The sequence below is a fragment of the Blautia sp. HCP3S3_C4 genome (assembly GCF_052064095.1).
Taxonomy (GTDB): Bacteria; Bacillota; Clostridia; order Lachnospirales; family Lachnospiraceae; genus Blautia_A.
This window is the reverse complement of the sequence record NZ_JBQHWF010000001.1, coordinates 121,000-147,142: the sequence shown is the minus strand read 5'-3', so window position 1 is coordinate 147,142 and position 26,143 is coordinate 121,000. Positions and strand designations below refer to the sequence as shown.

General features: G+C 42.7%; 24 protein-coding genes and 1 riboswitch. Of the genes, 3 read left to right on the top strand and 21 right to left on the bottom strand.

The window, feature by feature from the left end; all coding sequences use genetic code 11:
* Positions 1–10: 10 nt before the first annotated feature.
* On the bottom strand, positions 11–808 hold the full coding sequence (locus ACTNC6_RS00730; protein ID WP_441042952.1) for a hypothetical protein: 798 nt from the start codon (positions 806–808) through the stop codon (positions 11–13).
* A gap of 170 nt (positions 809–978) precedes the next feature.
* Here ACTNC6_RS00730 and asnA point away from each other — a divergent pair, with 170 nt between their 5' ends.
* Together asnA and ACTNC6_RS00720 are read left to right on the top strand one after the other, a co-directional pair.
* Complete coding sequence (gene asnA, locus ACTNC6_RS00725) at positions 979–1,986, top strand: aspartate--ammonia ligase (protein WP_303241823.1); 1,008 nt, start codon at positions 979–981, stop codon at positions 1,984–1,986.
* A 140-nt stretch (positions 1,987–2,126) separates the two neighbouring features.
* Complete coding sequence (locus ACTNC6_RS00720; protein ID WP_303241822.1) at positions 2,127–2,561, top strand: CBS domain-containing protein; 435 nt, start codon at positions 2,127–2,129, stop codon at positions 2,559–2,561.
* Between the two features lie 57 nt (positions 2,562–2,618).
* Here the strand turns inward: ACTNC6_RS00720 and ACTNC6_RS00715 are convergent, their stop codons facing one another.
* The 3 genes from ACTNC6_RS00715 to ACTNC6_RS00705 all read right to left on the bottom strand — a co-directional run bounded on the left by ACTNC6_RS00715 (position 2,619) and on the right by ACTNC6_RS00705 (position 4,911).
* Positions 2,619–3,359 carry an amino acid ABC transporter ATP-binding protein gene (locus ACTNC6_RS00715; RefSeq protein ID WP_441033779.1) on the bottom strand — a complete coding sequence of 247 codons (741 nt, stop codon included), beginning with the start codon at positions 3,357–3,359 and terminating at the stop codon, positions 2,619–2,621.
* Positions 3,349–4,056, bottom strand: coding sequence for an amino acid ABC transporter permease (locus ACTNC6_RS00710; protein WP_243873937.1), 708 nt, complete (start codon positions 4,054–4,056; stop codon positions 3,349–3,351). Before ACTNC6_RS00710 ends, ACTNC6_RS00715 begins: the two co-directional genes overlap by 11 nt.
* A 66-nt stretch (positions 4,057–4,122) precedes the next feature.
* Positions 4,123–4,911 (bottom strand): transporter substrate-binding domain-containing protein, encoded by a 789-nt coding sequence (locus ACTNC6_RS00705; RefSeq protein ID WP_243873938.1) that lies wholly within the window; start codon positions 4,909–4,911, stop codon positions 4,123–4,125.
* 401 nt (positions 4,912–5,312) lie between these two features.
* Between ACTNC6_RS00705 and dapF the strand changes: the two genes are divergently transcribed.
* Positions 5,313–6,164 carry a diaminopimelate epimerase gene (gene dapF / locus ACTNC6_RS00700; protein ID WP_441042951.1) on the top strand — a complete coding sequence of 284 codons (852 nt, stop codon included), beginning with the start codon at positions 5,313–5,315 and terminating at the stop codon, positions 6,162–6,164.
* 30 nt (positions 6,165–6,194) lie between these two features.
* Here dapF and ACTNC6_RS00695 read toward each other — a convergent pair whose 3' ends face one another.
* From ACTNC6_RS00695 to ACTNC6_RS00615, 17 genes are all read right to left on the bottom strand, one after another.
* The gene (locus tag ACTNC6_RS00695) at positions 6,195–6,509 is read right to left on the bottom strand and encodes an AzlD domain-containing protein (RefSeq protein ID WP_433844889.1); all 315 of its coding nucleotides are present in this window, start codon (positions 6,507–6,509) and stop codon (positions 6,195–6,197) included.
* On the bottom strand, positions 6,502–7,296 hold the full coding sequence (locus tag ACTNC6_RS00690) for an AzlC family ABC transporter permease (RefSeq protein ID WP_433844888.1): 795 nt from the start codon (positions 7,294–7,296) through the stop codon (positions 6,502–6,504). The genes ACTNC6_RS00695 and ACTNC6_RS00690 overlap by 8 nt, the downstream gene beginning before the upstream one ends.
* Positions 7,297–7,383: 87 nt before the next feature.
* On the bottom strand, positions 7,384–8,238 hold the full coding sequence (locus ACTNC6_RS00685; RefSeq protein WP_441042950.1) for a putative manganese transporter: 855 nt from the start codon (positions 8,236–8,238) through the stop codon (positions 7,384–7,386).
* Between the two features lie 285 nt (positions 8,239–8,523).
* Positions 8,524–9,834 (bottom strand): O-acetylhomoserine aminocarboxypropyltransferase/cysteine synthase family protein, encoded by a 1,311-nt coding sequence (locus ACTNC6_RS00680; RefSeq protein WP_173742275.1) that lies wholly within the window; start codon positions 9,832–9,834, stop codon positions 8,524–8,526.
* 409 nt (positions 9,835–10,243) lie between these two features.
* A complete protein-coding gene (mnmA, locus tag ACTNC6_RS00675) occupies positions 10,244–11,326 on the bottom strand; it encodes a tRNA 2-thiouridine(34) synthase MnmA (RefSeq protein WP_173742276.1) in 1,083 nt (360 codons plus the stop codon).
* Positions 11,327–11,567: 241 nt separating this feature from the next.
* Entirely contained in the window at positions 11,568–12,497 is a 930-nt protein-coding gene (gene cysK / locus ACTNC6_RS00670) for a cysteine synthase A (RefSeq protein WP_303241817.1), read from the bottom strand.
* 91 nt (positions 12,498–12,588) lie between these two features.
* Positions 12,589–13,023: an RrF2 family transcriptional regulator gene (locus ACTNC6_RS00665; protein ID WP_019162816.1), complete on the bottom strand. Its 435-nt coding sequence runs from the start codon at positions 13,021–13,023 to the stop codon at positions 12,589–12,591.
* A gap of 292 nt (positions 13,024–13,315) precedes the next feature.
* Positions 13,316–15,697 carry a ribonucleoside triphosphate reductase gene (locus ACTNC6_RS00660; protein WP_441033768.1) on the bottom strand — a complete coding sequence of 794 codons (2,382 nt, stop codon included), beginning with the start codon at positions 15,695–15,697 and terminating at the stop codon, positions 13,316–13,318.
* 146 nt (positions 15,698–15,843) lie between these two features.
* A complete protein-coding gene (gene hflX, locus ACTNC6_RS00655) occupies positions 15,844–17,079 on the bottom strand; it encodes a GTPase HflX (RefSeq protein WP_441042949.1) in 1,236 nt (411 codons plus the stop codon).
* A gap of 8 nt (positions 17,080–17,087) precedes the next feature.
* The gene (locus ACTNC6_RS00650) at positions 17,088–18,233 is read right to left on the bottom strand and encodes a tetratricopeptide repeat protein (protein ID WP_441042948.1); all 1,146 of its coding nucleotides are present in this window, start codon (positions 18,231–18,233) and stop codon (positions 17,088–17,090) included.
* 22 nt (positions 18,234–18,255) lie between these two features.
* A complete protein-coding gene (gene glmM / locus ACTNC6_RS00645; RefSeq protein ID WP_173742281.1) occupies positions 18,256–19,602 on the bottom strand; it encodes a phosphoglucosamine mutase in 1,347 nt (448 codons plus the stop codon).
* A gap of 116 nt (positions 19,603–19,718) precedes the next feature.
* Positions 19,719–20,795: a peptide chain release factor 1 gene (gene prfA, locus ACTNC6_RS00640; RefSeq protein WP_441033761.1), complete on the bottom strand. Its 1,077-nt coding sequence runs from the start codon at positions 20,793–20,795 to the stop codon at positions 19,719–19,721.
* Positions 20,788–21,663: a peptide chain release factor N(5)-glutamine methyltransferase gene (prmC, locus tag ACTNC6_RS00635; protein WP_441033758.1), complete on the bottom strand. Its 876-nt coding sequence runs from the start codon at positions 21,661–21,663 to the stop codon at positions 20,788–20,790. Before prmC ends, prfA begins: the two co-directional genes overlap by 8 nt.
* 27 nt (positions 21,664–21,690) lie before the next feature.
* The gene (locus tag ACTNC6_RS00630) at positions 21,691–22,689 is read right to left on the bottom strand and encodes a DUF1385 domain-containing protein (protein WP_441033755.1); all 999 of its coding nucleotides are present in this window, start codon (positions 22,687–22,689) and stop codon (positions 21,691–21,693) included.
* Between the two features lie 72 nt (positions 22,690–22,761).
* On the bottom strand, positions 22,762–22,965 hold the full coding sequence (rpmE, locus tag ACTNC6_RS00625) for a 50S ribosomal protein L31 (RefSeq protein WP_019162824.1): 204 nt from the start codon (positions 22,963–22,965) through the stop codon (positions 22,762–22,764).
* A gap of 159 nt (positions 22,966–23,124) precedes the next feature.
* Positions 23,125–24,507 carry a transcription termination factor Rho gene (rho, locus tag ACTNC6_RS00620; protein WP_441042947.1) on the bottom strand — a complete coding sequence of 461 codons (1,383 nt, stop codon included), beginning with the start codon at positions 24,505–24,507 and terminating at the stop codon, positions 23,125–23,127.
* A 327-nt stretch (positions 24,508–24,834) separates the two neighbouring features.
* Positions 24,835–25,800, bottom strand: coding sequence for an anthrax toxin lethal factor-related metalloendopeptidase (locus ACTNC6_RS00615; RefSeq protein WP_441033748.1), 966 nt, complete (start codon positions 25,798–25,800; stop codon positions 24,835–24,837).
* A 194-nt stretch (positions 25,801–25,994) separates the two neighbouring features.
* A riboswitch (cyclic di-GMP riboswitch) is annotated at positions 25,995–26,083 on the bottom strand.
* Positions 26,084–26,143: the final 60 nt, after the last annotated feature.

The window sequence follows — 26,143 nt, the reverse complement described above, 5'->3', positions numbered from 1 at the left end:
GGGGAAAATTTTATTCGTCATATTGCTGAATTTCATATAATCTAAAATAATTATACTGTCCATCCAGAGAAGTAACTGTGAGCTTATCACCCTTGTGTAACTCCAGCTTCAGCTGCTGTCCTTCCTGATTAAAGTCCCAGATTTCTCCTCCAGTACCGTCTGCCGGAATAAGCTCCAGCTCTATACCCTCCCAGACAGCCTCCACAACATATTCTCCTGGTCCCATGAAGTCTTCTGTGTTGCTTTCCACAACCTCATAATAGCTATCTTCTGTGTTCAGCATATAGTAAGCATACTTATCCAGCTCAGAAGAAGACATCACCTTCTGGTCAGGCACTTCTTTTTTCTCTTTGTCATCTTTGTCAATGAGTTTTGTCTTATATATAAATTCTTCAATTTGATGAGACTTCAGTGTTTCCAACGCATCAGGGACACATTCTATAAGAGCTGCAAGAAGAGCGATCACCAGCCAGAATATGACCATCTTTTTTCCTTTTTTCTTTTCCTGAGTTCCGCTCTGTTTTCCAGAGGTATATGTTTTCGAAGCAGTTCTCCCAGTATTGTTTACTGTCTTACTTGTGTTCCCGGCATTCTTTTTCTTTGTATAATCCGCGCCGCCCTTCCGGTCAGGAAGAGGGATCTCGCTCTGATCCATTTCTCTTCTCACCTTTGCCGAAGAATGGCGGTAATGCTCAGAACGATCCTCATTAAGATGGTACATAACCGCATCGTTTCTATAAGGCATTCCACAGTATTTACAGCGTCCGTTTACGATTGGTCCGTCACATACCTGGCATCTTTTTCCCATATTCTATCCCCCACTTCACAAATCATTGTATAAATAATTGTAACATTTTACGCCAATCTTGCAAGATGAAAATTGCCAATCGCACTTTTTCCTGTTATAATAGCGTGGTGTAAAATAAATGGATATTCAATAGAATATGCAAACAAAACTATAGGAGGACTTCAATAATAATGGAACAGATTAAAATTCCCGATGGTTATCATTCAGCCTTAAACCTCCATGATACCCAGATTGCAATTAAGACTGTGAAGGATTTCTTTCAGCAGACCCTGGCTCAGAAGCTGAATCTGCTTCGTGTTTCAGCTCCGGTTTTCGTCAATCCTTCATCTGGTCTGAACGACAACTTAAATGGCGTAGAGCGCCCTGTAAGTTTTGATATTAAAGGACAGCCGGAAAATGCCGAGATCGTACACTCCCTGGCCAAATGGAAAAGATATGCCCTGAAAAAATACGGCTTTGCCCAGGGTGAGGGTCTCTATACCGACATGATCGCGATCCGTCGAGATGAAGACCTGGACAATATTCATTCTGTATATGTAGACCAGTGGGACTGGGAAAAAATCATTGGCAAAGACCAGCGCAACATGGATACCCTTATTTCCACTGTCCGCACGATTTATAGTGTTCTCAGAAAAACCGAAAAATATATGGCAGTACAGTATGATTATATCGAAGAAATCCTGCCAAGAGAAATTGCCTTTGTCAGCACTCAGGAGCTGGTAGATATGTATCCTGAACTGACTCCCAAGGAACGTGAATATCAGATTGTCAAAGAAAAGGGTGCTGTATTCCTTATGCAGGTAGGCAAAACCCTGACCAACGGTGAACGCCATGACGGACGTGCCCCGGACTATGATGACTGGGAATTAAACGGTGATATCCTTGTATATTATCCGGTTCTTGATATTGCCCTGGAGCTTTCCTCCATGGGAATCCGAGTTGACGAAGACTCTCTGGACAAACAGCTTACTATCGCAGGCTGCGATGACAGAAGAGAACTTCCTTTCCAGAAAGCAATCCTGAACAAAGAGCTTCCATATACCATCGGCGGCGGTATCGGACAGTCCCGTATCTGTATGTTCTTCCTTCGCAAGGCACATATCGGTGAAGTACACGCTTCCCTGTGGTCCCAGGACGTAATGAATGAAGCAAAGGAAAAAGGTGTTCAGCTTCTGTAATTTTGGCCAAAAATCGTCGGTGTGTTCACAGTTTTTTCGAAAAATTTAATAGTTCATCTTATTGACAGAACTGCCCATGAATACTATCATAACAGCATAAGGGACATATCCCTTAATAATGTAATGGGGTAAATACAAAAGTGAATATTTTATTTTTTTTAACACCAAAAAGCGATGTAGCATACATATTTGAAAATGAAACCCTGAGACAGACACTGGAGAAAATGGAACACAGGAAGTTTTCCTGCATTCCTCTCCTCAGTCTGGATGGCAAATACAGAGGCACCATTTCTGAGGGAGATCTTCTCTGGGGAATGAAGACCCTGAATGTTCCCGATATCAAAGCAGCAGAGGGAATTTCTATTATGGCAATCCCACGGAGAGCCACTTACAAGGCTGTACACGCAGATTCCAATATGGAGGATCTGTTAGACAAAGCCATCAATCAGAACTATGTTCCGGTAACAGATGACCAGGGTTATTTTATCGGAATCATCACCCGAAAGGAAATTATCAAATATTGCTACAAAGAACTGAAGAAATATGAATCATCCAATAAGCCGGAAGCAAAATAATTCCGGCCTCAAAAAAAGATTGCGGGTCAATCAACCCGCAATCTTTTTTAATTTCTGTTATAAAACCTTTGAAAGAAAGTCTTTCAGTCTCGGATTCTTCGGATTTGCAAAAAATTCTTCCGGAGTATTCTCTTCCTGTATCTTACCCTCATCAATAAAAAGAACTCTGGTTGCCACTTCTCTTGCGAATCCCATCTCATGGGTAACTACAACCATAGTCATTCCTGACTGCGCAAGCTCCTTCATCAGCTCCAGAACCTCACCTACCATCTCAGGGTCAAGTGCGGAAGTTGGCTCATCAAAAAGCATTACATCCGGATTCATGGCAAGAGAACGTGCAATAGCAATACGCTGTTTCTGTCCGCCCGAAAGCATATCCGGATATGCTTGGGCTTTGTCCGGAAGCCCTACACGTGCCAGAAGCTCGTCTGCTTTCTTTGAAGCTTCCTCTTTTGTCATCAGCTTCAGTTCTACAGGTGCCAGCATAATATTCTCTTTTACTGTTTTATGAGGGAACAGGTTAAACTGCTGGAATACCATTCCAATCTTCTGACGGTGTCTGTTAATGTCAACCTTCGGATCTGTAATATCAGTTCCTTCAAAGAGGATCTGTCCGCCTGTCGGAACCTCCAGCAGATTCAAGGATCTCAGGAAAGTAGATTTACCGGAACCGGAAGGACCAATGACGGCTACTACTTCTCCCTGACAGATATCTGTTGTAATTCCATCAAGAACCTGATTTGTGCCAAAAGCTTTCTTCAGATCCTTTACCTGGATCAGTACATTCTTATCGCTCACTGGTTCTTAATCTCCTTTCCAGTTTATTCATGGCCCATGTAAGGATTCCAATAATCACAAGATAAATTACCGCAGCTGCCATCAATGGCCAGAACGCATTATAGGTACGGCTCTGGATCAGCATTGCGCCCTTTGTAAGATCCATCATACCGATATATCCAATGATGGAGGTCTCTTTGATCAATACGATAAATTCATTTACCAGTGCAGGAAGTACATTCTTAAATGCCTGGGGGATAATGATCAGACGCATGGTCTGAGAAAAGTTCAGTCCCAGGCTTCGTCCTGCCTCTGTCTGTCCCTGATCAATAGACATGATACCGGAACGGACGATCTCAGCTACATATGCACCGGAGTTAATACCGAAGGCAAGGCTGCCTACAATGATCTTGTTAATACTTACAGCACCAAAAATTACAAAATTCATGATCAGCAGCTGGATCATGGTTGGTGTTCCACGGATCACAGTCAGATACACTCTGCAGATTGCATTAAGAACCTTAAAGGAACCTGACTTATCATGTGCTGAACGGATAATGGCTACCAGAAAGCCGATGATCAGACCAATGATCAACGCAAACACTGTGATGATAAGAGTTGTTTTCAGACCATCCAAAAGCCAGAGATAACGGTCGTCTTTAATAAAGTTCAGATAAAAGTCTTCTTTTATACTTGCTAATATCATAGGATTATTCATAAAAACCTCTGTCCCCGAAAAGAGAGCTGTTGGCAGATTGTCAACAGCTCTGTTATATTGTTTCTATTATTTTTTTACAATGATAACCTGGCTTGCATCTGCATAGGTATCTGTAAAATCAACACTGGATTTACGGTCTTCTGTTACAGTCATACCTGCTGCACCGAAGTCTGCCTTACCGGACTGTACTGCAGGAAGAATGGCATCGAATTCCATATCTTCAATCTTCAGTTCATATCCAAGTTTATCACAGATTGCCTGTGCAATATCTGCATCAATACCAACAATATCATCACCCTCATGATATTCATATGGCTCAAACTCAGCATTGGTTGCCATTACCAGTGTTCCGTTGGAACGGTCAACATCTTCCGGAGATTCATATGGTGTCTTGCCTGCATCTTCACCGATGTAGTTATCCATAATACTGTCAATGGTTCCGTCTTTTTTCAGTTCTTCCAGAGCTCCGTTGATCTTTTCAAGAAGTTCATCATTGCCTTTCTTTAAGCAGATGGCATATTCTTCTTCCTCAAAAGGCTCATCCAGGATCTTAAGATCATCATTATTCTCTACAAACTTCTGAGCAGGCTGTGAATCAATGATCACACAGTCGATCTGGCCTGCTTTTAATGCCTGGACAGCTTCGCTGCCTTTGCTGTAACGTTCAACTGTAGAACCATCCTTCTCATAATCAGATGCATCAAGGTCACCTGTTGTACCAAGCTGAACACCAATAGTTGCTCCTGCAAGGTCATCCTTTGATTTTATTTCTTTGGCTGCATATACATTGCCAGCCATGGAAACTACCATAATCGCACTCAGTGCAAGGGCTGCAAATCTTTTCTGATCTTTCATCTTTTTTCCTCCTCGCATCCGAAAGTATACCTATTGCTGCTGTTTTTTATTTTTTCACACAGCAGCGTATAATTATGCATTTCGGCTGTATATTTTTATTTCTAATTTTATCATACTTTCTACAAAATGCAAGATAAAACTTAGATGATATTTTCATTTCAGCATATTTATGCTATCATTCCCTATATACACCATAAATATTTATATATAATACCAACAGCCGGAGCTGCTCATGGTAAATTCTGCATAACAGATATTTTTTCCATATGAGATATAATAGACCCGGAAATTTATATTTTTCACTTTTTCATAACATTTTTACTTTATAGTTACAGGTATTGAAAATTTAAAAACATATAAATATTTATTGAAAGCTACTTAAATACAAGGAGGATTTGTTGATGAAATTCACAAAAATGCAAGGCATTGGAAATGATTATGTATATGTAAACTGTTTTGAGGAAACCGTTAAAAATCCGGCGGCTGTTGCCAGATATGTCAGTGACCGTCACTTCGGTATCGGATCTGACGGACTGATCCTGATCAAGCCTTCAGATATAGCAGACTGCGAAATGGATATGTATAATCTGGACGGATCCCAGGGTGCCATGTGCGGCAACGGTATCCGTTGTGTTGCCAAATATGTATATGACTATGGTATTGTAAAAAAAGAAAATATTTCCGTATCCACCAAAAGTGGGATCAAGTATCTGGATCTCACTGTCAGGGACGGTAAAGTTGCTCTGGTCAGAGTAAACATGGGGTCTCCGGTTCTGACTGCCAGCCAGATCCCGGTGGTATCTTCCACAGAGGAGATGATCAATGCACCTTTGAAGGTAAACGGGGAAACCTACTATATTACTGCTGTCTCCATGGGAAATCCCCACGCCATTGTATATATGGCAGATGTGGATCACCTGGATATTGGAGAAATCGGTCCCTATTTTGAAAATCACATGGCATTTCCAGACAGAGTCAATACAGAATTTGTAGAAGTGCTGGACGATCATACCTTAAAAATGCGTGTCTGGGAACGTGGCTCCGGCGAAACTCTTGCCTGCGGTACAGGTGCCTGCGCAGTGGCAGTTGCCTCTATTCTCAACGGCCATGTTGACGGAGAAAAGCCTGTCACAGTGAAACTTCTAGGCGGTGATCTGGAAATTTTCTGGGACAGACAGGAGAACCTGGTCTACATGACCGGCCCTGCTGCCACTGTTTTTGACGGAGAAATTGACATCAGCTTTCTGGAATAAATGCTGAGATCATAATTCAGACACACTCTGTTACATTGCAAATTCCAGTATTCTCTCCACAATAAAGACTGCCGCACATGCAAATAACGCAACGGTCAGGAGACTCTTCTCCTTATATGCGGCAATCAATGCCACAACAAATCCAACTGCCGCCGATATTATACTGTCGGTGGCAAAAAGGATGGCTGGAAAGGTCATGGCTGCCAGACATGCATATGGCACATAATACAAAAATGATTTAATAAACGGACTGGTGATTTCTTTTCTGGAAAGAGCCAGGGGAAGCATACGGATCAGATAAGTCACACCAGCCATTACCAATATATAGATGTAAATATTATGCATGATTTATCTCCTTTTCCATAATCTCTTCCTCTCCGGCTTCCGTGCTTTGTTTTTCTTCCTGAACAGGACAGAAATAAGCAGCTGCACCTGCCACTATCAGAGTCGTAATAATGATCACAAATCCGGAGGATACATTTTTTAACAGCGGAATGACCTTAAACAACAGGCTGATTGCCATTGCTGCTGCCACCACAGCCAGCACTGCCCGGTTTTTCTTTGCCGGAGGAATAATAATAGCCAGAAACATTCCGTAAATTGCCACACTCAGGGCACTCATCATAAAATCAGGCAGCAGATTTCCGGAAATAGCACCTGCCAGAGTTCCAAGCACCCAGCCCGGGATAGCCACACACATGGCTCCATAATTATAAAAGGCACTTACTTTTCCCGGCTGGCTGGCACTGATACCGAAAATCTCATCTGTCACACCAAAAGCCGCAACATATCTGTGGCCCCTGGCCTCATCCCTTCTGAATTTCTGAGCCAGAGAAAATGACATCAGGCAATAGCGCAGATTAATCACCAGCTGCGTCAGTGCCATTTCCCAGTAAGAACCATTCATTACCATAATTTCCAGACCTGCAAACTGTCCGGCGGAAGTCACATTAGTCAGAGAAATCAGTACTGCCTGCCAGATACTCAGTCCGTCTGCCACTGCCATCATACCAAACGTAAAAGACACGGCAAAATATCCCAGCGCTATGGGAATACCGTCTCTCAGACCTTTTCTGAAGCTTTCTCCCTTCATATTTCCAGCCTTTTTCAAAGCTTCATTAGAATCAAGCATTTTTCATTTTACACTCCTTATATATCGCATTTAGGATGGAATTTCATACTGCCGACAGATTTTCCAAATACTCCGCCTGTAACCTGGTCAAAAAACAATTCCCAGAAACTCTATCACAACTCCCCAGAAAACTCCAAGTACATACAGGGCTCCTACAATTTTCAGATTCTCTTTTCTGTTCTTATTTAACCGGAAAAGAACCAGAAGACCTACACCTGCATTTACCAGCAGGCCGGCCATCATAGCCCCTGCGCCGATAATCTGGTCCAGATACAGCTGGGTGATCACCACAGAAGATGCACAGTTGGGAATCAGTCCCACCAGTGCCGCAATTATTTCACCCATAACCGGAATCCCGGTAAACAGCTCTGCCAAAGTATTTTCTCCCACCAGACCAATGATAATATTTAATGCCAGAGAAATCAAGAATATATAAATAAAAATCTTAAGAGTATGGACAACTGCTGATTTTACAATTCCATGCTCACAATGACAGTGTTCCTCCTCACAAAGTACATGAACATCCATATCCTTTTCTCTTTTTTTCATTACATGCACATATACATATTCAATCATAAGACCTGAAAAAATGGCTATTCCCGCCTTGCATGCCAGGATACGCAGCATGACAGATACAGGAACTGCATTAGAGATCATAATCGGCAGCATTTCGTCAGAAGTAGACATATAAACAGCCAGCAGTGTACCCACTGTAATCACTTTGCCTGCATAAAGGCTGGAGGCTGCTGCCGAAAATCCACACTGAGGGATCACGCCCAAAAGTCCGCCCCATACAGGACCAAATTTCCCGGCTGTGCGGATACGTTTCCTTGCAAGGCTCCCCGTCTTATGTTCTAAAGCTTCCATAAAAAGATAGGTCAGAAAAAGAAATGGTATCAATTTCAAGCTGTCTATTACGGAATCCATGATAATATCAATCATATTGTTTTTCCTTTCTGATAATTCTGTATCACCCGGCCCGTCAGGCCATATTTTCATATTTGCAATTAAATTGCATTTTATGATTATATCAGTTTCTTAGTATTTGTCAACCTCCCTCTGTATTAAAGCGGATATTCGCAATCCGCTTCGCTACTTGCTCATAACCGAACAACTGCTTATTGCTTTTCGTAACCGACCCAGGGGACTTACTTGATTCGGTTAAAAAAGCTGCCTTTGAAACTGTATCTTAGTTTCAAAAGCAGCTCTCTGATTTATTTTATGGATTTATTTTATAGCTTTAAATGCCTCATCCAGATCCTGGATAATATCATCTACGTTCTCTGTACCGATGGAAAGACGAATAGTGTTCGGCTTAATTCCCTGATCCAGAAGCTCCTCCTCTGTGCACTGGCTGTGTGTGGTAGTTGCAGGATGGATGACCAGAGATTTTACATCTGCTACATTTGCAAGAAGTGAAAACAGTTCCAGGTTGTCGATAAAGTCTTTTGCTGTCTGTGCATCCCCTTTAATTTCAAAAGTAAAGATAGAACCACCGCCATTAGGGAAGTATTTTTTGTAAAGCTCCTGCTGAGCCGGATCTGTGGATACAGATGGATGATGAACCTTCTCTACCTGTGGATGATTATTTAAATACTGAACAACCTTCAGTGCATTCTCTACATGACGTTCTACACGAAGAGACAGTGTTTCAAGTCCCTGAAGGAAAATAAATGAGCTTACCGGAGAAATTGTTGCACCTGTGTCACGAAGAAGAATTGCACGGATTTTTGTAACAAATGCAGCCGGTCCGCAGGCCTTTGTGAAGCTTACTCCGTGGTAGCTTGGATTAGGCTCTGTCAGGGATGCAAATTTACCGGATGCTTCCCAGTCAAACTTACCACTTTCAACGATAACTCCACCGATGGTTGTTCCATGGCCGCCGATAAATTTAGTTGCTGAATGTACCACGATGTCTGCACCATATTCAAACGGTCTTACAAGGTAAGGTGTTGCAAATGTGTTATCTACAACAAGCGGGATTTTATGTGCATGAGCAATTTTTGCAATCGCTTCAATATCAACCACATCAGAGTTGGGGTTTCCAAGAGTTTCAATATACACTGCTTTTGTGTTGTCCTGGATTGCATTCTCTACTTCTTCAAGATCAAATACATCAACAAATGTTGTTGTAATTCCATAAGACGGAAGTGTATGCTCAAGCAGGTTTGTTGTTCCACCGTAGATATTCTTGGCTGCTACGATGTGATCCCCCTGCTGTGCAAGATTCTCGATGGTGTATGTGATTGCTGCTGCACCGGATGCTACTGCAAGTGCTGCAGAACCGCCTTCAAGTGCTGCGATTCTCTTCTCGAATACATCTTCTGTAGGGTTTGTCAGACGTCCGTAAATATTACCTGCATCTGCAAGTCCGAAACGAGCTGCTGCGTGATCGCAGTTTCTGAATACATAGGAAGATGTCTGGTAAATTGGTACTGCTCTGGCATCTGTAACCGGATCCGGACTTTCCTGTCCTACGTGAAGCTGTAATGTTTCAAATTTAAATTTTCTGTCTTTTCTTTCGATTTTTTTGCTCATGTTTTTTTCCTCATCTTTCTCTGATTTATCTTATAATAATATTCTTCTAATAATGTTCTCCTGATAATATCTTTCATCGGCACATTCGTTTTTCTTCTATATAAATTCGATTCTGGCTTTTTAATACTCTCATCTCGAAGCCTCTTTTCTTTCTACATATTTCATATCTGTTTGATATGATTTATCATATTTGTATATTATCACTTTAATCCTAGTATGTCAATAGGAAAAGAGTAGTCTTTTTCTATTGTTTCTTATAGTTTATAACTATATCAATCGGGTTCGCAAACAAGTGCGTCGTATAGGTATTTCGAAAACGATGTACTAGCTTATGAGAACTGCAAAACAAAACAGCACTTCCTGGACATAAAATGAGGGGCAAAATATTTTGCCCCTCATAATATCCTGTTTATTTCATACAGCTCTCAATCACACCGCCGCCTACAACAATATCCCCATCGTAGAGAACAACTGCCTGTCCTTTTGTAATGGCTCTCTGCGGTTTGTCAAAGCGCACATGAAGAACTCCATCCTCTGTCTGCCAAGCCACTGCATCCTGTTCCGGATGGCGATAGCGGATTTTTGCCTTCAGTCTCATTGGTTCTTTCAAGGATTCGCAGGAAATCAAATTTACTTTTTCTGCAGTCAGCTCTGTATGAAAAAGATCCTCATTACTTCCCAGCACAACCTGATTGGTTTTCGGTGAAATATCACACACATACAGTCTGGCTGCCGCCGGAATTCCCAGGCCACGCCTCTGACCAAGTGTATAGTGAATGATTCCCTTGTGTCTGCCAAGGATATTCCCTTCCATATCTACAAAATCTCCTGGCTTGGACTTACGTCCCGTGTACTGTTCAATAAACTTCGCGTAATCTCCATCCGGCACAAAGCAGATATCCTGACTGTCATGCTTTCTGGCATTAATAAAGCCATGTTTTTCTGCGATCTCACGCACCTCTGTTTTTCGCAGTCCGCCTAATGGCAGAGAAATATGTGCCAGCTGCTCCTGTGTAAGCATATAAAGCACATAACTCTGATCCTTGGTATCATCTACTGCTTTCTTTAGCAGATAGCGGCCCCTTTCCTCATCATACTCCACACGGGCATAATGGCCGGTTACAATATAGTCATACTCCAGCTCACGCATTCTCTGGAACATTTTGTCAAATTTCAGATAACGGTTGCAATCAATACAGGGATTGGGCGTACATCCATGTTCATAAGCATCTACAAAGCGATCCATAACATCTTCTTTGAATCTCTCAGAGAAATTAAAAACATAATATTTAATCCCCATTCTGTAGCATACACTTCTGGCATCCTCCACATCATCCAGAGAACAGCAGGTTTTCTCCCGTTTAATTCCTACATCTTCATTGTGAAACAGTTTCATAGTTGCTCCGATACACTGGTCACCGGATTCTTTGGTCAACAGAGCTGCTACGGAGCTGTCCACTCCACCGCTCATGGCAATAATTGCTTTTCTCATAGTTTCATTCCATCCTATCTTACTAAATCTGTCCTGTTATTGGTTCATAAGTCAAGCGGATATTCGCAATCCGCTTCGCTACTTGATTCGGTTAAACTGCTGCCCTTAGCCTGTCTGATTAAAAATTATTCTCTAAAATGATTGTCAGGGATTATCCCCAAGATTAACATAGCTATTCTATCACATCTGGGTAACCTAAAAAAAGCCCCTTTCAGGGCTTTTTTCAGATTACACTGCTGTTTTATACAAATAATGCTGTAGAATAGTACCTGTCTCCTGAGTCCGGAAGAAGTGCTACGATGGTTTTACCTTTGTTCTCCGGTCTCTTAGACAATTCAATTGCTGCATACAGAGCTGCACCAGAAGAAATACCAACCAGGATTCCTTCCTGCTTTGCAATAAGCTTTCCTGTTGTAAACGCATCCTCATTCTCTACAGGGATAACCTCGTCATAAACCTCTGTATTTAATGCCTTCGGCACAAATCCTGCACCAATTCCCTGAATCTTATGAGGGCCACTCTTTCCCTGAGAAAGTACAGGTGAAGTTGCAGGCTCTACTGCCACAACCTTTACATCCGGATTCTGGGATTTCAGATATTCCCCAACACCTGTGATCGTTCCGCCTGTACCAACACCAGCTACAAAGATATCTACCTGTCCGTCTGTATCTCTCCAGATCTCCGGTCCTGTAGTTTTTCTGTGGATCGCAGGGTTTGCAGGGTTCTCAAACTGTCCCGGAATAAAGCTGTTCTCATATTCTTCTGCCAGTTCTTTTGCTTTTGCAATTGCACCATTCATTCCCTTGCTTCCCTCTGTAAGAACAATCTCTGCGCCGTAAGCCTTCAGAATATTTCTACGCTCAACACTCATTGTCTCAGGCATAGTCAGGATCACCTTATATCCCTTGATCGCAGCCAGAGAAGCCAAACCAATTCCAGTATTTCCGGATGTAGGCTCAATGATCACTGCACCAGGTTTCAATACTCCCTTTTCCTCTGCATCTTCGATCATGCTCAGTGCGATACGATCCTTTGCACTTCCTGCCGGATTAAAATATTCCAGTTTTACCAGAACTTTTGCTTCCAGTCCCAGATTTTTCTCAATATTTCCAACCTCCAGAAGAGGAGTATTACCAACAAGTTCCGCTGCATTCTTATAAATCTTTGCCATGAGTTCGCCCTCCTTATTTCATAGTATCTAAATATGAATTATATGTTATTGATATGATATTCCTGTTTTCCCTGTTTGTCAAGGGAATTTTTTATATCACATAATCATTTCCCATCTGTTCATACCAGTCCTTCAGGTCCTGAAGAGTTACCTTGTCCAGCACCCCTTCAATGGCTTCATCCAGCATCTTCCACAGCCGCAGAGTCACACACTCTCCGGCCCTGTCACACTGATTCGGTTCATCCTCCAGGCAGGCTACAGGCTTCATACTGCCTTCCGTCAGCCTGAGAATCATCCCGACCGTATAAGTTTTTGGATCCCTGGCCAGCATATATCCGCCCTGCGCTCCTCTCAGACTCTTCACATATCCAGCCTTCTTCAAGGACGAAATAATCTGCTCCAGATACTTCTCTGAAATAGCTTCTCTGGCCGCAATATCTTTAATTTTTACCAGTTCTCCTGTATTATGCACAGCCAGATCCAGCATCAGTCTCAGTGCATATCTTCCTTTTGTCGAAATCTGCATACAAAAACCTCCCTTTATCTCTTATCAAACGGATAAAATCATCCGCTCCACTACTAAACAGATTTATTCCATATGTCTTTTACAATTATAAGTTTTCCTAGTTGATTAGTCAAGATATATTTCATATATTCAAAATATATTACCAGCAAACAGTAAATAAACAACGACAGTTACTGTTCTTTCTCCGTTCTCAACAGCATTAAGAGGACAGTTTCCGCTCTTATGCAGGAAACTGTCCTCTTAATTTTAAAGCCCTCTGTATTTATTCACTGCCGCACAGCAGATCATCCTTTTATTCCTCCAGATCATCCACATACTTCTGGATATTTGATGCATTTACATACTTTGTCACATTCTTTCCGCTCATAACCACCAGCGTAGGTGCCTGCATAATTCCAAACTCCCTGGCCATCTCCGGATTTTTTTCAGCATCAATGATCTCAAGCTCTTCACCCTCCAGCATCTTCTTGGCCATCTTACAATTTGGACAGGTACTGGTAGTAAAAAGATATTTATGTTCTGTCACAGGCTGGATTTTCACATCATCCTCTGTCATAGTTACCACACTGGTGTGTACAGGCTTCATTTTTTTCAGCTGTGAATGCATCACATCATACAGGGTACGGTTCTTATACTCCTGTGCTTTACCGTCATTCCAGTTCTGTACCGGACGGTAGTAACCGGTAATACGGCTGTAAACCTCCGCCTTTTTACCACACTTCGGACAGGTAAAATGCTCTCCGCTGATATAACCATGCTCCTTACATACTGAATATGTAGGAGAAATTGTGTAATACGGAAGCTTATAATTCTCAGCAATCTTACGAACCAGCGCAGCTGCAGCCTTCCAGTCAGGAAGCTTCTCACCGATAAATGCATGGAATACAGTACCTGAAGTATACAGTGTCTGTAATTCATCCTGAATATCCAGTGCATCAAAAATATCTGTTGTATATTCCACCGGAAGGTGGGAACTGTTTGTATAATATGGAGTATCACCTCTGCTTCCGGCTGTACGGATATCCGGCCAGCGCTTTCTGTCATGCTTTGCCAGACGATAAGCTGTAGACTCTGCCGGAGTAGCTTCCAGATTGAACAGTTCACCTTCATATTCCACCTGATAATCAGACAGTCGCTCTCTCATATGGAGAAGAACCTCTTTGGTAAACTGTTGGGTACGCTCATCAGACATATCTCCTCCAAGCCAGCAGGCATTTAACCCAACCTCATTCATTCCCACCAGACCAATGGTAGAGAAATGATTGGAAAAGCTGCCCAGATATCTCTTAGTATAAGGATACAGGCCCTCATTGAGAAGCTTGGTGATCACTTCTCTCTTGATGTGCAGGGAACGGGCAGCCAGATCCATCATATGATCCAGACGTCTGTAAAATTCTCCCGGAGTCTTGGACTGATAAGCAATTCTCGGCATGTTAATGGTAACAACACCAACGGAACCTGTACTCTCACCGGAACCAAAGAAACCGCCACTCTTTTTACGGAGCTCCCTCAGATCCAGACGAAGTCTGCAGCACATACTTCTGATATCGCTGGGTTTCATATCACTGTTAATATAATTGGAAAAATATGGGGTTCCATATTTGGAAGTCATTTCAAAAAGCAATCTGTTATTTTCTGTATCTGACCAGTCAAATTCCTTTGTGATAGAATATGTGGGGATGGGATACTGGAAACCTCTGCCGTTGGCATCTCCCTCGATCATGGTCTCGATAAAGGCCTTATTGATCATATCCATTTCTTTTTTGCAGTCTTTGTATTTGAAATCCATATTTTTGCCGCCTACAATAGCCGGCAGCTCTGCAAGATCATCCGGAACTGTCCAGTCCAGAGTAATATTGGAAAACGGAGCCTGGGTTCCCCATCTGCTGGGAGTATTTACCCCGTAGATAAAGGATTCAATACATTTCTTCACTTCCGGATAGTTCAGGTTGTCAACCTTTACAAAAGGAGCAAGATATGTATCAAAGGATGAAAATGCCTGGGCACCGGCCCACTCATTCTGCATAATTCCCAGGAAATTCACCATCTGGTTGCAAAGTACACTTAAATGTCTGGCCGGTGAAGAAGTGATCTTACCTTCAATACCTCCCAAGCCTTCCTGGATCAGCTGCTTCAATGACCAGCCCGCACAATATCCTGTAAGCATAGACAGATCATGGATATGGATATCCGCATTTCTGTGAGCCTCGGCAATCTCATCATCATAAATCTCAGACAGCCAGTAATTTGCAGTTACTGCACCGGAGTTACTCAGGATCAGTCCCCCTACAGAATAAGTAACTGTAGAATTCTCCTTTACACGCCAGTCTTCTACTTTTACATAGCTGTTTACGATTTCTTTATAATCCAGAATCGTAGATTTCATATTACGCACTTTTTCCCTCTGCTTGCGGTAAAGGATATATGCCTTTGCCACATCTGCATATCCAGCCTGGATCAGTACATTCTCCACACTGTCCTGAATCTCTTCTACAGAAATCTTATTATCCTTGATCTTATTCTGAAAATCTGCTGTCACCCGCAGTCCCAGCAGATCAATCATCTCTTTGCTGTAATTCTTTTCCTGCGCATTAAACGCTTTATCAATGGCAGATGTGATCTTACCTATCTTGAACTCATCCATCTGTCCATCTCGTTTCACTACCTGAAACATATCAAAGCCTCCCAACCTTCTCATGTAAATAATGATTCCGTTTCATTGTATCATCGTCCTGTAATTCCGTCAACATTAAAAAACACCATATATTGTGTTTTATTTTAATCGTTAAAACATTATATGGTGTTTCTCTTTCTGTTTTTTTATACTACCTGAGGGTAGATTTCCCGGGGAACTCTTGCCTTTACAGCAATTCCGGACTCTGTATATTCTTCTGAGATCAATTGTCCGAATTCACGGATCAACTGAATTTTTCCAGCCTCCTGATAAGGAAAAACTCTCTCTACATAGATCAGCTCCTCTGTCAGAAGCTTCTCCAGAAGATCATTTAATGCATCCAGCCCTTCCCCGGTCCTGGCTGAAATTTTCAGCGAATAATCTGATTTAAAATCTCTGAGTACTGCTGCCCCCGGTGCATCCTGCTTATTAAAAAGGGTAATAATCTTTTTTCCCAGCACCCCCAGTTCCTTCAAGGTCTCATATACCACATGGATCTGCATTTCTGCCTGAGGATTAGAAGCATCTACCACATGGATAATATAATCTGCATACTTAGCCTCTTCCAGTGTACTTTTAAAGGCTTCCACCAGATGATGTGGCAATTTATTGATAAAACCAACAGTATCTGTCAACAGGATTTGTTGTCCATCCTTCAGATTCAGAATTCTTGTAGTAGGATCCAGGGTTGCAAATAATTTATCTTCAGACAGAACCGATGCACCTGTAAGCTTATTCAGCAAAGTGGATTTTCCGGCATTGGTATATCCTACAATAGCCGCTGTCTTTACCTTACCTCTTGCCCGTCCGGTACGGAGCAGTTCTCTGTGCTTTCCCACCTGCGCCAGGTCCTGCTTCAGGGCTGAAATTCTGGTGCGGATAAGACGTCTGTCTGTCTCCAGCTTCTTCTCACCAGGTCCTCTGGTTCCGATTCCACCGCCCAGACGGGACAGAGATTCCCGCAAACCTACCAGCCTTGCCGAACGATAGCGAAGCTGTGCCAGCTCCACCTGAATCTTTCCTTCACTGGTAACTGCCCTTGCAGCAAAAATATCCAGAATCAGCAACGTCCTGTCCATAACCTTACAGTCAAGCTCCCTCTCCAGATTGTTCAGCTGTGCCGGAGACAGCTCATCATCACAGATTACTCCTGTGGCATCCATGGCATATACCAGAGAACGCACTTCCTCTATTTTACCTTTACCGATATAAGTACCGGGATGTACTGCCTCACGGTTCTGGATAATCCTTCCCACAGTCACTGCTCCTGCAGTTTCTGCAAGCTCCTCCAGCTCGTCCAAAGAGTCCAGCACATTGTCCTCTGCAGCCGTCTGCACGCCTATAAGGATTACCCGTTCTTCTAATCTGCTAAGCTCTTCCATATACTCTCCTACTGTTCCTCTGAACTGTTTGTATTTGTATTATCTGCAGTACTGCTGTCCGCAGCAGTATCCCCTGCTGTTGTCTCTGCTCCGGAATTTTCATTCTGCCCGGTTACACGGGTTTTCAGAAATGCCAGTTCCTTTTTCATCGTCTTATCATCCGGATACAGTTCCAGATACTCTTCTGCCTTCTGTTTTGCAGTTGCAAAATCAAGCTTCTTCTCATATACTGTCATTTCATTAAACAAAAGGCTTTTCAGTTCCTCTCCTTCTGCAAAGGTGAGGGCACTGGAAATATTGGAAAGAGCACTGTCATAATCTCCATCCTCAATATCACAGAGAGCTAGACCATTAAAGCCTCTAGCACTGTCCTCTGCCTGAGATACATATTCCTCAAATTTCTTTCTGGCACTGGCAGTATCCTTCTGTTCCATGTAAACCATTCCCTGAAGCAGTACGGCTTCTGTATTGCCATCATCTGCAGCCTCCTGTAGTTCTTTCTGGGCATTATCATAATCACTCATATAATAATATACCCGTCCCCTGTCACAGTGATCCTGGGCATTGTCTGCAGTCTTTGCCAGAGCAGCTTCCAGATAGCGGGTTCCATCTGCTTCCATATCCTTTTCCAGATAAGCACTGTAAATGCGGATTGCCATATCGTAAGTAGCTTCTTCTCCATATGCCTGCTCAAAATCAACGGAAGCCTCCTCATAGGAATCCATGGCCAGTGCCACCTCACCTGTAAGAAAATACACATCTGCATCCATATCGTAATCCGCTGCAATGGACTGACAGTCTGCCATTGCCTCATCATATGCTTTTATTTTCAGGTATGCAGCTGCTCTGTAAGATAAAATATCCTTTTTCAGAGACTTTCCCACCTTCTTACAATTCAAAGCATCCGTAAAATTCTCAATGGCCTCTTTATAATTTCCAAGATGCACATTCGCCACGCCTGCCCCTCTGTAAGAGCCTGCCGGATTTACACCGGCAGCAATGGCAGTTTCAAATTCCTGCAGCGCTTCGTCATATTTTTCCGCTTCCAGGTCACTGGATGCCTGTCTGTAATTTTTCATATCACTGCTGCAGCCGGAAAAAAAGACAGTTCCCAGGCATACAGCTAAAAACACTGCTATCTTTCTATTCTTCATGAGTATCCTTTATATCACAAATTTAATCAATAACCAGACCTTCTGCTTCCATTACTTTCACTACCCGGTCTACATTTTCATGACAGAGTTCATCTGTTCCTGCCTCTACCATAACACGGATCAGAGGTTCTGTACCACTTTCACGGACCAGGATACGACCTTCATTGCCCAAAGATATGGCAACCTCCTCAACAGCCTTTACAACCGCCGGATTTTCCCTGGCAGTCTTCTTGTCAGACACACGCACATTGCGCAGAAGCTGAGGATAAACTTTCATTTCCTTTGCCAGATCACACAGAGTTGCTTTTTTCTCTACGCAGGCCTCCATGATCATAAGAGAGGTCAGGATTCCATCTCCTGTTGCTGCATATCTGCTGAAAATAATATGTCCTGACTGCTCACCGCCAATGCTGTAATTATTTTCCATCATATTCTCGGCAACATATTTATCCCCTACTGCTGTCTGCTCGTAATCAATTCCTTCTCTTTCCAGGGATTTGTACAGACCCAGGTTAGACATTACAGTAGTTACCACTGTATTGCCATTTAATCTTCCCTGCTCTTTGAGATATTTTCCACAGACATACATGATCTTATCTCCATCGATCACATTTCCCAGATGATCCACTGCAATACAGCGGTCTGCATCTCCATCATAGGCAAAACCAATATCCAAACCGTTATCCACCACATATTTCTGAAGCACTTCAATATGTGTAGAACCACAGTTTGTATTAATATTAGTTCCATCCGGCTCGTTATTGATCACGTATGTTTTTGCGCGGAGTGCATCAAATACACTCTTGGCAATAGCTGAGGAGCTTCCATTTGCACAATCCAGACCAACTTTAATATTTTTGAAATCACGGCATGGAATAGAAATCAGATGTCCGATATAGCGGTTACGTCCGGAAGCAAAATCTATAGTACGTCCTACATCCTCCCGGGTTGCCAGAGGAAGTTCTTCCAGCACGCCGTCCAGGTAAGACTCGATCCTAGCCTCAATCTCAGCCTCAATCTTCTGTCCATTTCCATTCAGCAGTTTGATTCCATTATCATAAAAGGGATTGTGGCTTGCAGAAATCATAATACCACAGTCAAAATCCTCTGTGCGGACTGCATAGGAAACACTTGGTGTGGTAGTAACATGAAGAAGATATGCATCTGCACCGGATGCAGTCAGTCCTGCTACCAGAGCATATTCAAACATATAGCTGCTTCTTCTGGTGTCTTTACCGATAACGATCTTTGCTTTGTGGTTCCGGCCATAATACCAGCCTACATAACGTCCAACCTTAAATGCATGATTTACTGTCAGTTTGACATTAGCTTCTCCTCGAAAACCATCTGTTCCAAAATATTTTCCCATAATGCTCCTCCTTAATTTATAGCTATATTTATGATGTTAGGGTCAAAAGGGATTTTGCCCCTAACTTGATGTCTACGAATTGCTCCGCTGCAAAGCAGCTCCCGCAATTCTCATATTTATGCCTCATCCTGTAAGTTACTCAGCTTCGCTGCCTGATCTGCTGCGATCAGACTATCAATGATCTCATCCAGGTCACCGTTTAAAATATTATCCAGTCGGTGGAGGGTCAATTTGATCCTGTGGTCTGTCACACGTCCCTGAGGGAAATTATACGTACGGATTTTCTCTGAACGGTCACCGGTTCCAATCTGACTCCTGCGTGCCTCTGCCTCTGCATCATGCTGCTTGGCAAGCTCCATCTCATACAGACGGGAACGAAGTACCTTCAGGGCTTTATCCTTATTTTTCAGCTGTGATTTCTCATCCTGACAGGAAATTACAATACCTGTAGGAATATGAGTCAGTCGTACTGCTGAATCTGTAGTATTAACGCACTGTCCGCCGTTACCGGAAGCACGGAACACATCAAATTTACAGTCATTCATATCCAGATGGAAATCTATCTCCTCTGCCTCAGGCATAATTGCCACTGTACAGGTAGAGGTATGGATACGTCCGCCGGATTCTGTCTCCGGTACTCGCTGCACACGATGTACACCACTTTCATATTTCAGTCTGGAATAAGCTCCTGCACCTGTGATCATGAAAGTGACTTCCTTAAATCCGCCGATTCCGTTTTCATTAAGGCTCATCATCTCTGTTTTCCAGCGCCGTGACTCCGCATACTTCACATACATACGGTAGATTTCTGCTGCAAAAAGAGCTGCTTCATCTCCGCCGGCACCTGCACGGATCTCTACGATAACATTCTTACTGTCATTTGGATCCTTCGGAAGAAGAAGAATCTTCAGTTCATGCTCCAACTCCTCTACCTTTTTCTTCGCATCGGACAGCTCCTCTTTGAGCATTTCCCTCATTTCTTCATCCTTTTCCTCTTCCAGCATGGCAATGCTGTCCTGGATGATTTCTTTATTTTTCTTATATTCACGATAAGTGTCTACGATAGGCTGCAGATCACTCTGCTCCTTCATAAGCTTCTGGAAATGCTCCTGGTTATCTGTAACTCCGGGCTCTCCCAGTTCATTCAGTACCTCCTCAAAGCGAATGAGCAGATCGTCTAATTTATCAAACATTCTGTTCCTCCTGTAATGATTTCTGTCCCAGGACTACGCGGTCTAATCCACACAGGTCCTTCTTTATCTCTGTATTTATAAATCCTTCTTTGTCCAGCAGCTCCTTCACAGCCTTTCCCTGATCCCAGCCAATCTCATAGAGAAGCCAGCCTCCGGGAAGCATATAATCCATTGCCTGCTTCGTAATGGCACGGTAGAAGTACAGTCCGTCTGCCTTTCCATCCAAAGCCATCCGGGGATCATGCAGCCTTACCTCTTCCATCAGTCCCTCAATCTCCTCTGTGGGAATATAGGGTGGGTTTGATATCAGCATATCATAAGCCGGCCCGCTGAAATATTCTGAAGAAAACAGATCACTTTTTACAAACTCTGCCCTGTCTGCCGTCTGAAGCCTCCGGGCATTGCAGGCAGCCACCTTCAATGCTTTTTCCGAAAGATCTGCCCCTGTTCCGGATGCATCCGGAATTTCCAGCAGAATACTGGTCAGGATACAGCCTGAACCTGTGCACATATCCAGAACCCTGGGCTTTTGCCTGCCCTTCAGAAGTCTGAGTGCTTCCTCCACCAGCGTCTCCGTATCCTGTCTGGGAATCAGCACATCCTCATTAACGTAAAATTCATATCCCATAAAAAAAGCCTGATGCGTCAGATGCTGAAGAGGGATATGCTGCGAGCGACCTGTGACCAACTCCAGATACCGGTCCGCTGTCTCTTTTGTAACACATTCTTCTCCGTGTGCAAGGTAATACGCCCGGCTTTTTCCTGTGATATATTCCAGAAGGAGGCGGGCATCCAGCCCGGCCTCCTCAATTCCTGCCTGTACAAGAATTTCCTGTCCTTTTTTTAATAATCCTGTAAGGGTTTCCATAGTTTCTTTCCTCCCAGGTCTTTTCTCCTACTTTTCAGCAGCTGTCTCTTCATCGGAAGGATAAGGAATCTCCAGATCAAATTCATCCTTTAGATATGCTCTCCAGTCAAACACCGCCTCAACAGCCTTAATGGCAACCTCTGCCATATCCGCTGTAGGTTCCTTTGTAGTAAGCTTCTGCATTGCCAGACCTGGCTTGCTGAAGAAATCTGCGATCTTGCTGTCTGATCTGCCTGCCCACTGAATGATCTCAAAAGAAATACCTGCCACGATGGGTACCATCAAAAGTCTTCCGAATAATCTTACCCAGTAAACCGGTACCAGTACAAATATAAAATGCAGAAAAATACTGACGATCATTACCAGAAACAGAAAACTGGTTCCACATCTTTTATGCAGTCTGGAGCTTGCCAGTACATTCTCCACTGTAAGCGGAAGACCATGCTCCACACAATTAATACACTTGTGTTCTGCCCCATGATACATAAAGGTTCTCTGGATGTCCTTCATTCTGGAAATGAGAAGCATATATCCCATAAACAATGCCAGCTTTACAAAAGCCTCCACAATGGTCACCACAAACTCAGAAGCTCCTACCTTACGGCAAAGACTGGCCAGTGCATACGGCAGAAGCATGAAAGCCGCAATGGATACTACAATAGAAATTGCTACTGTAATATATAACAGCCATTTAAACTGCCTGTCTTCTTTTTTCTTTTTTGCTGCAAGCTCTTCCTCAGTGAGGGATGCATTCTTTTCTGCTTCTTCCTCATCCTCCTCATCACCTGCGATCTCGGCAGAGTACATCAGACACTTTGTTCCTACCACTAGGGAATCCACAAAGCTTACAACTCCACGGATCAGCGGATATTTCAGGAATTTTGCATTTCCAAATATACACTTATAGTCCTCTACCTTTAACTCAATTTCTTTGTCCGGCCTGCGCACTGCAATGGAGTATTTATCCTTATGGCGCATCATGATGCCTTCCATAACTGCCTGGCCGCCAATATTTGATGATTTCATCCTTTTCTCCTAAAGACCAAGAAAGGTTGAGATTTCCCAACCTCAACCTTCTCAATTCATACTATATTCTGATTATTTGCTCAGACCATATTTCTTATTGAACTTATCAATACGTCCACGAGCCTGTGCAGCTTTCTGCTGACCTGTGTAGAATGGATGACATTTGGAGCAGATTTCTACGTGGATGTCCTGCTTTGTAGAACCTGTTACGAATGTATTACCGCAGTTACAGGTTACAGTTGCCTGATAGTAGTTCGGATGGATTCCTTCTCTCATGATTTTCACCTCTCTGTAAAGATTCTATTTACTATTCGTATTCATTGACGAATTATCACTGATTGCCGCTTATACGGCACCAGCAAATTTACTATTAATTAAACAGCTTTTTGATTATATCACAGCCCCCGGAGGAATGCAAGGTATTTTACATTTTTTTTAAATGAATTTCTGCTTTTTCACTGTCTGCACAAATTCCTCGTTATTTCTGGTCCGTGCAAACATATTCAGGATCTGTTCTACCGCATCCTCAGACTTCATACCATTCAATGCCTTACGCATAATATACACAGCTTCCTGTTCCTCTTTTGTCAGAAGAAGATCCTCTCGTCTGGTGCCGGATTTCTGGATGTCAATAGCAGGGAATACCCTCTTCTCCTGCAGCTTTCTGTCTAGTACCAGCTCCATATTACCGGTTCCCTTAAATTCCTCATAGATCACATCGTCCATCTTACTTCCGGTATCTACCAGCGCTGTAGCAAGAATAGTCAGGCTGCCTCCCTCCCGCATATTTCTGGCAGCTCCGAAAAACCGCTTCGGCATATGCAGAGCCGCCGGATCAAGACCACCAGACAAAGTTCGTCCGCTTGGCGGAATGATCAGGTTGTATGCCCTTGCAAGTCTGGTAATGGAATCCAGCAGAATGGTAACATCCTTTTTATGCTCTACCAATCTGCGCGCACGCTCCACTACCATCTCAGATACACGCTTATGATGCTCTGGAAGCTCATCAAAGGTAGAATAGATCACCTCCACATTGCTTCCACGGATTGCTTCTTTAATATCTGTAACCTCTTCAGGACGCTCATCGATCAAAAGAATGATCAGATGCATATCCGGGTTATTTTTAAGAATCGATTTGGCCACATCCTTCAAAAGCGTGGTTTTACCGGCCTTTGGCGGGGACACAATCATTCCACGCTGTCCCTTTCCAATTGGACTGATAAGATCCACGATCCTCATGGCTACAGTTCCACCTGGTCTCTCCATCCGCAGACGTTCATTGGGAAAAACAGGGGTCATATCCTCAAAATTATATCGTCTCTGGCCCTCGCTGGGATGGAATCCATTGATGGAAGTCACATACAAAAGGGCACTGAATTTCTCACCCTGGGTCTTAATCCTGATATTACCACGGATGATGTCTCCTGTTTTTAAATTAAATCTGCGGATCTGAGAAGGAGATACATAAATATCGTTTTCACCGGGCATATAATTTTCGCATCGGATAAATCCATATCCATCCGGAAGCACCTCCAGAATCCCATTGGCCTTCTCTCCGCTGTCCAGTTGTACATTTTCCGCAGATACATGGCTCTGGGAAGACTCATTTTCTGCTTTCTTATGCTCCTCTTCCTCCGCCTTTTTATCAGACTCTTTATTCTCAGCTTTTTTATTATTCTCTTCGTTCTCCAACTGATCCTCCTGAAGCATCCGTTCGATCAGTTCCGGTTTCCGCAACGTTGACACTCCCTTTAAACCTCTGGCTTTTGCCAGATCTTTTAATGTTGCCAGAGATAATGATTCATACTTTTCTCTCATATAAATACCTCACAGCTTTCTGCAGCTATATTAAAATATAACATTTATCAATCTTCTTTGTATTATCTGTTTCTGTTAATGGGATAAACTGCCGGAAATGGCAAGAATATCAGATATTTTGTATATACTAACATACTTTCTGTTATCTGTCTACTGCTACTCTATTGTCTCATATTATATTCTCTTCCTGCCCCTGCATGCAAGTAGTTTTCTATTACCTTTTCCGCCAAAATTCGTTCTGTGTTACTGTTCCGCAGTTTATCAGAAGGAGCTTACAAAAAGCCGGAAACATATCCATGCTTCCGGCTTCGCTCATCACTTTATAAATTATTTCCAGATTGCTCCGTAATATTTCTGAATCTTTGCAATACGTTCATCTGTAATAGACTCAACCGCTGATCTGACAGCCTCATAAGTCTTCGGTCTTGCAGCTTTTAATGCACCTGGGTTCAGAACATATTCTTTCGCTGATTCTGCAAAATATTCTGAACTGTTCTGTGTTACATAAGCTTTATTATAAGCTGTGTACAGGCTCTTCTCCTGATTATAGATAGTCTTGAATTCTGATGTAGTGTCTACATTACCGGCAATAAATGCGATGAAATGGCCCAATTCATGATAAATGGTCTCATTTGCTTTTTTCAATGTGATCTGTCTGTTACGGGCATTGAAATATCCTGAATAAGAAACAGATGGATCTACGTTGACTTTAAATCCAAGGGTTCTGTATGCTGTCAGTACACGGCTGTCTTCTTTCGGAGCAAGCTGTCCAACCTCAACAGTACCTGTAACACCACTATTATTAACTGCGCCTGCAGAATTAACTCCTGTGGAAACTCCTGCCTTTGCTGTTGTAGTTGTGGTAACTGTGGTAGTAGCTACTGTAGTAACCACTTTCACTTTTGACTTCTTTGTATATTTCTCTTCAATCTTTTTTACAACTGTTGTCTTGGTTACAATTGAAGCACTGGAAGTCTGAGCTGTTTTTTTGGAAGTAGTTGATGTGGCAGGAAGCTCTTTTGTGTATGTTTTTGCTGCTGCCTTTTTCATCTTTACTTTCTTAGTCGTGGTTTTCTTACTTGTAGTAGTTTTAACCACCGGCTTATCTGCAAGAGGTGTCTCCTCTTCTTCAATGTTAGTTTCCATCTCAGGGTCTGTATACACCGGAAGCTCCGGTATCTGGCTTTTCTGCTGTACAACAGCCACACTGCCCACAGCTACAGCAAGCACAATTGCAGTTAATCCTGCTGCTACCCTTCTCTTTTTCAATAATTCAGTGATTTTCTTTTTCATAAACCTTACACATCCTTTCTGAATGTTGCAATCCTACGTAAATGGATCCAGATATCAGAAGCAATATGGATTAAAATTGACTTTCCTATTTGTGGAAATAAAAAAAACCGTTTATCAATATAAACGGCTACCACAAATATAAGCTGATCCAAATCAGCTCTTTCCTGAAATCACATTACATAATTGGAATTTAATGTGGCAACCGGCTGTCATAATCAGCAATGCTAATCTTAGACCCTTGGCTTTGCGTCCCTGCTTTTCAACAGGTTTGCCTTTATTTATCTATAGTATATTCCGCGTTTTTGAGAATGTCAATACAGTTTTACCGGCAAATTATTACAAA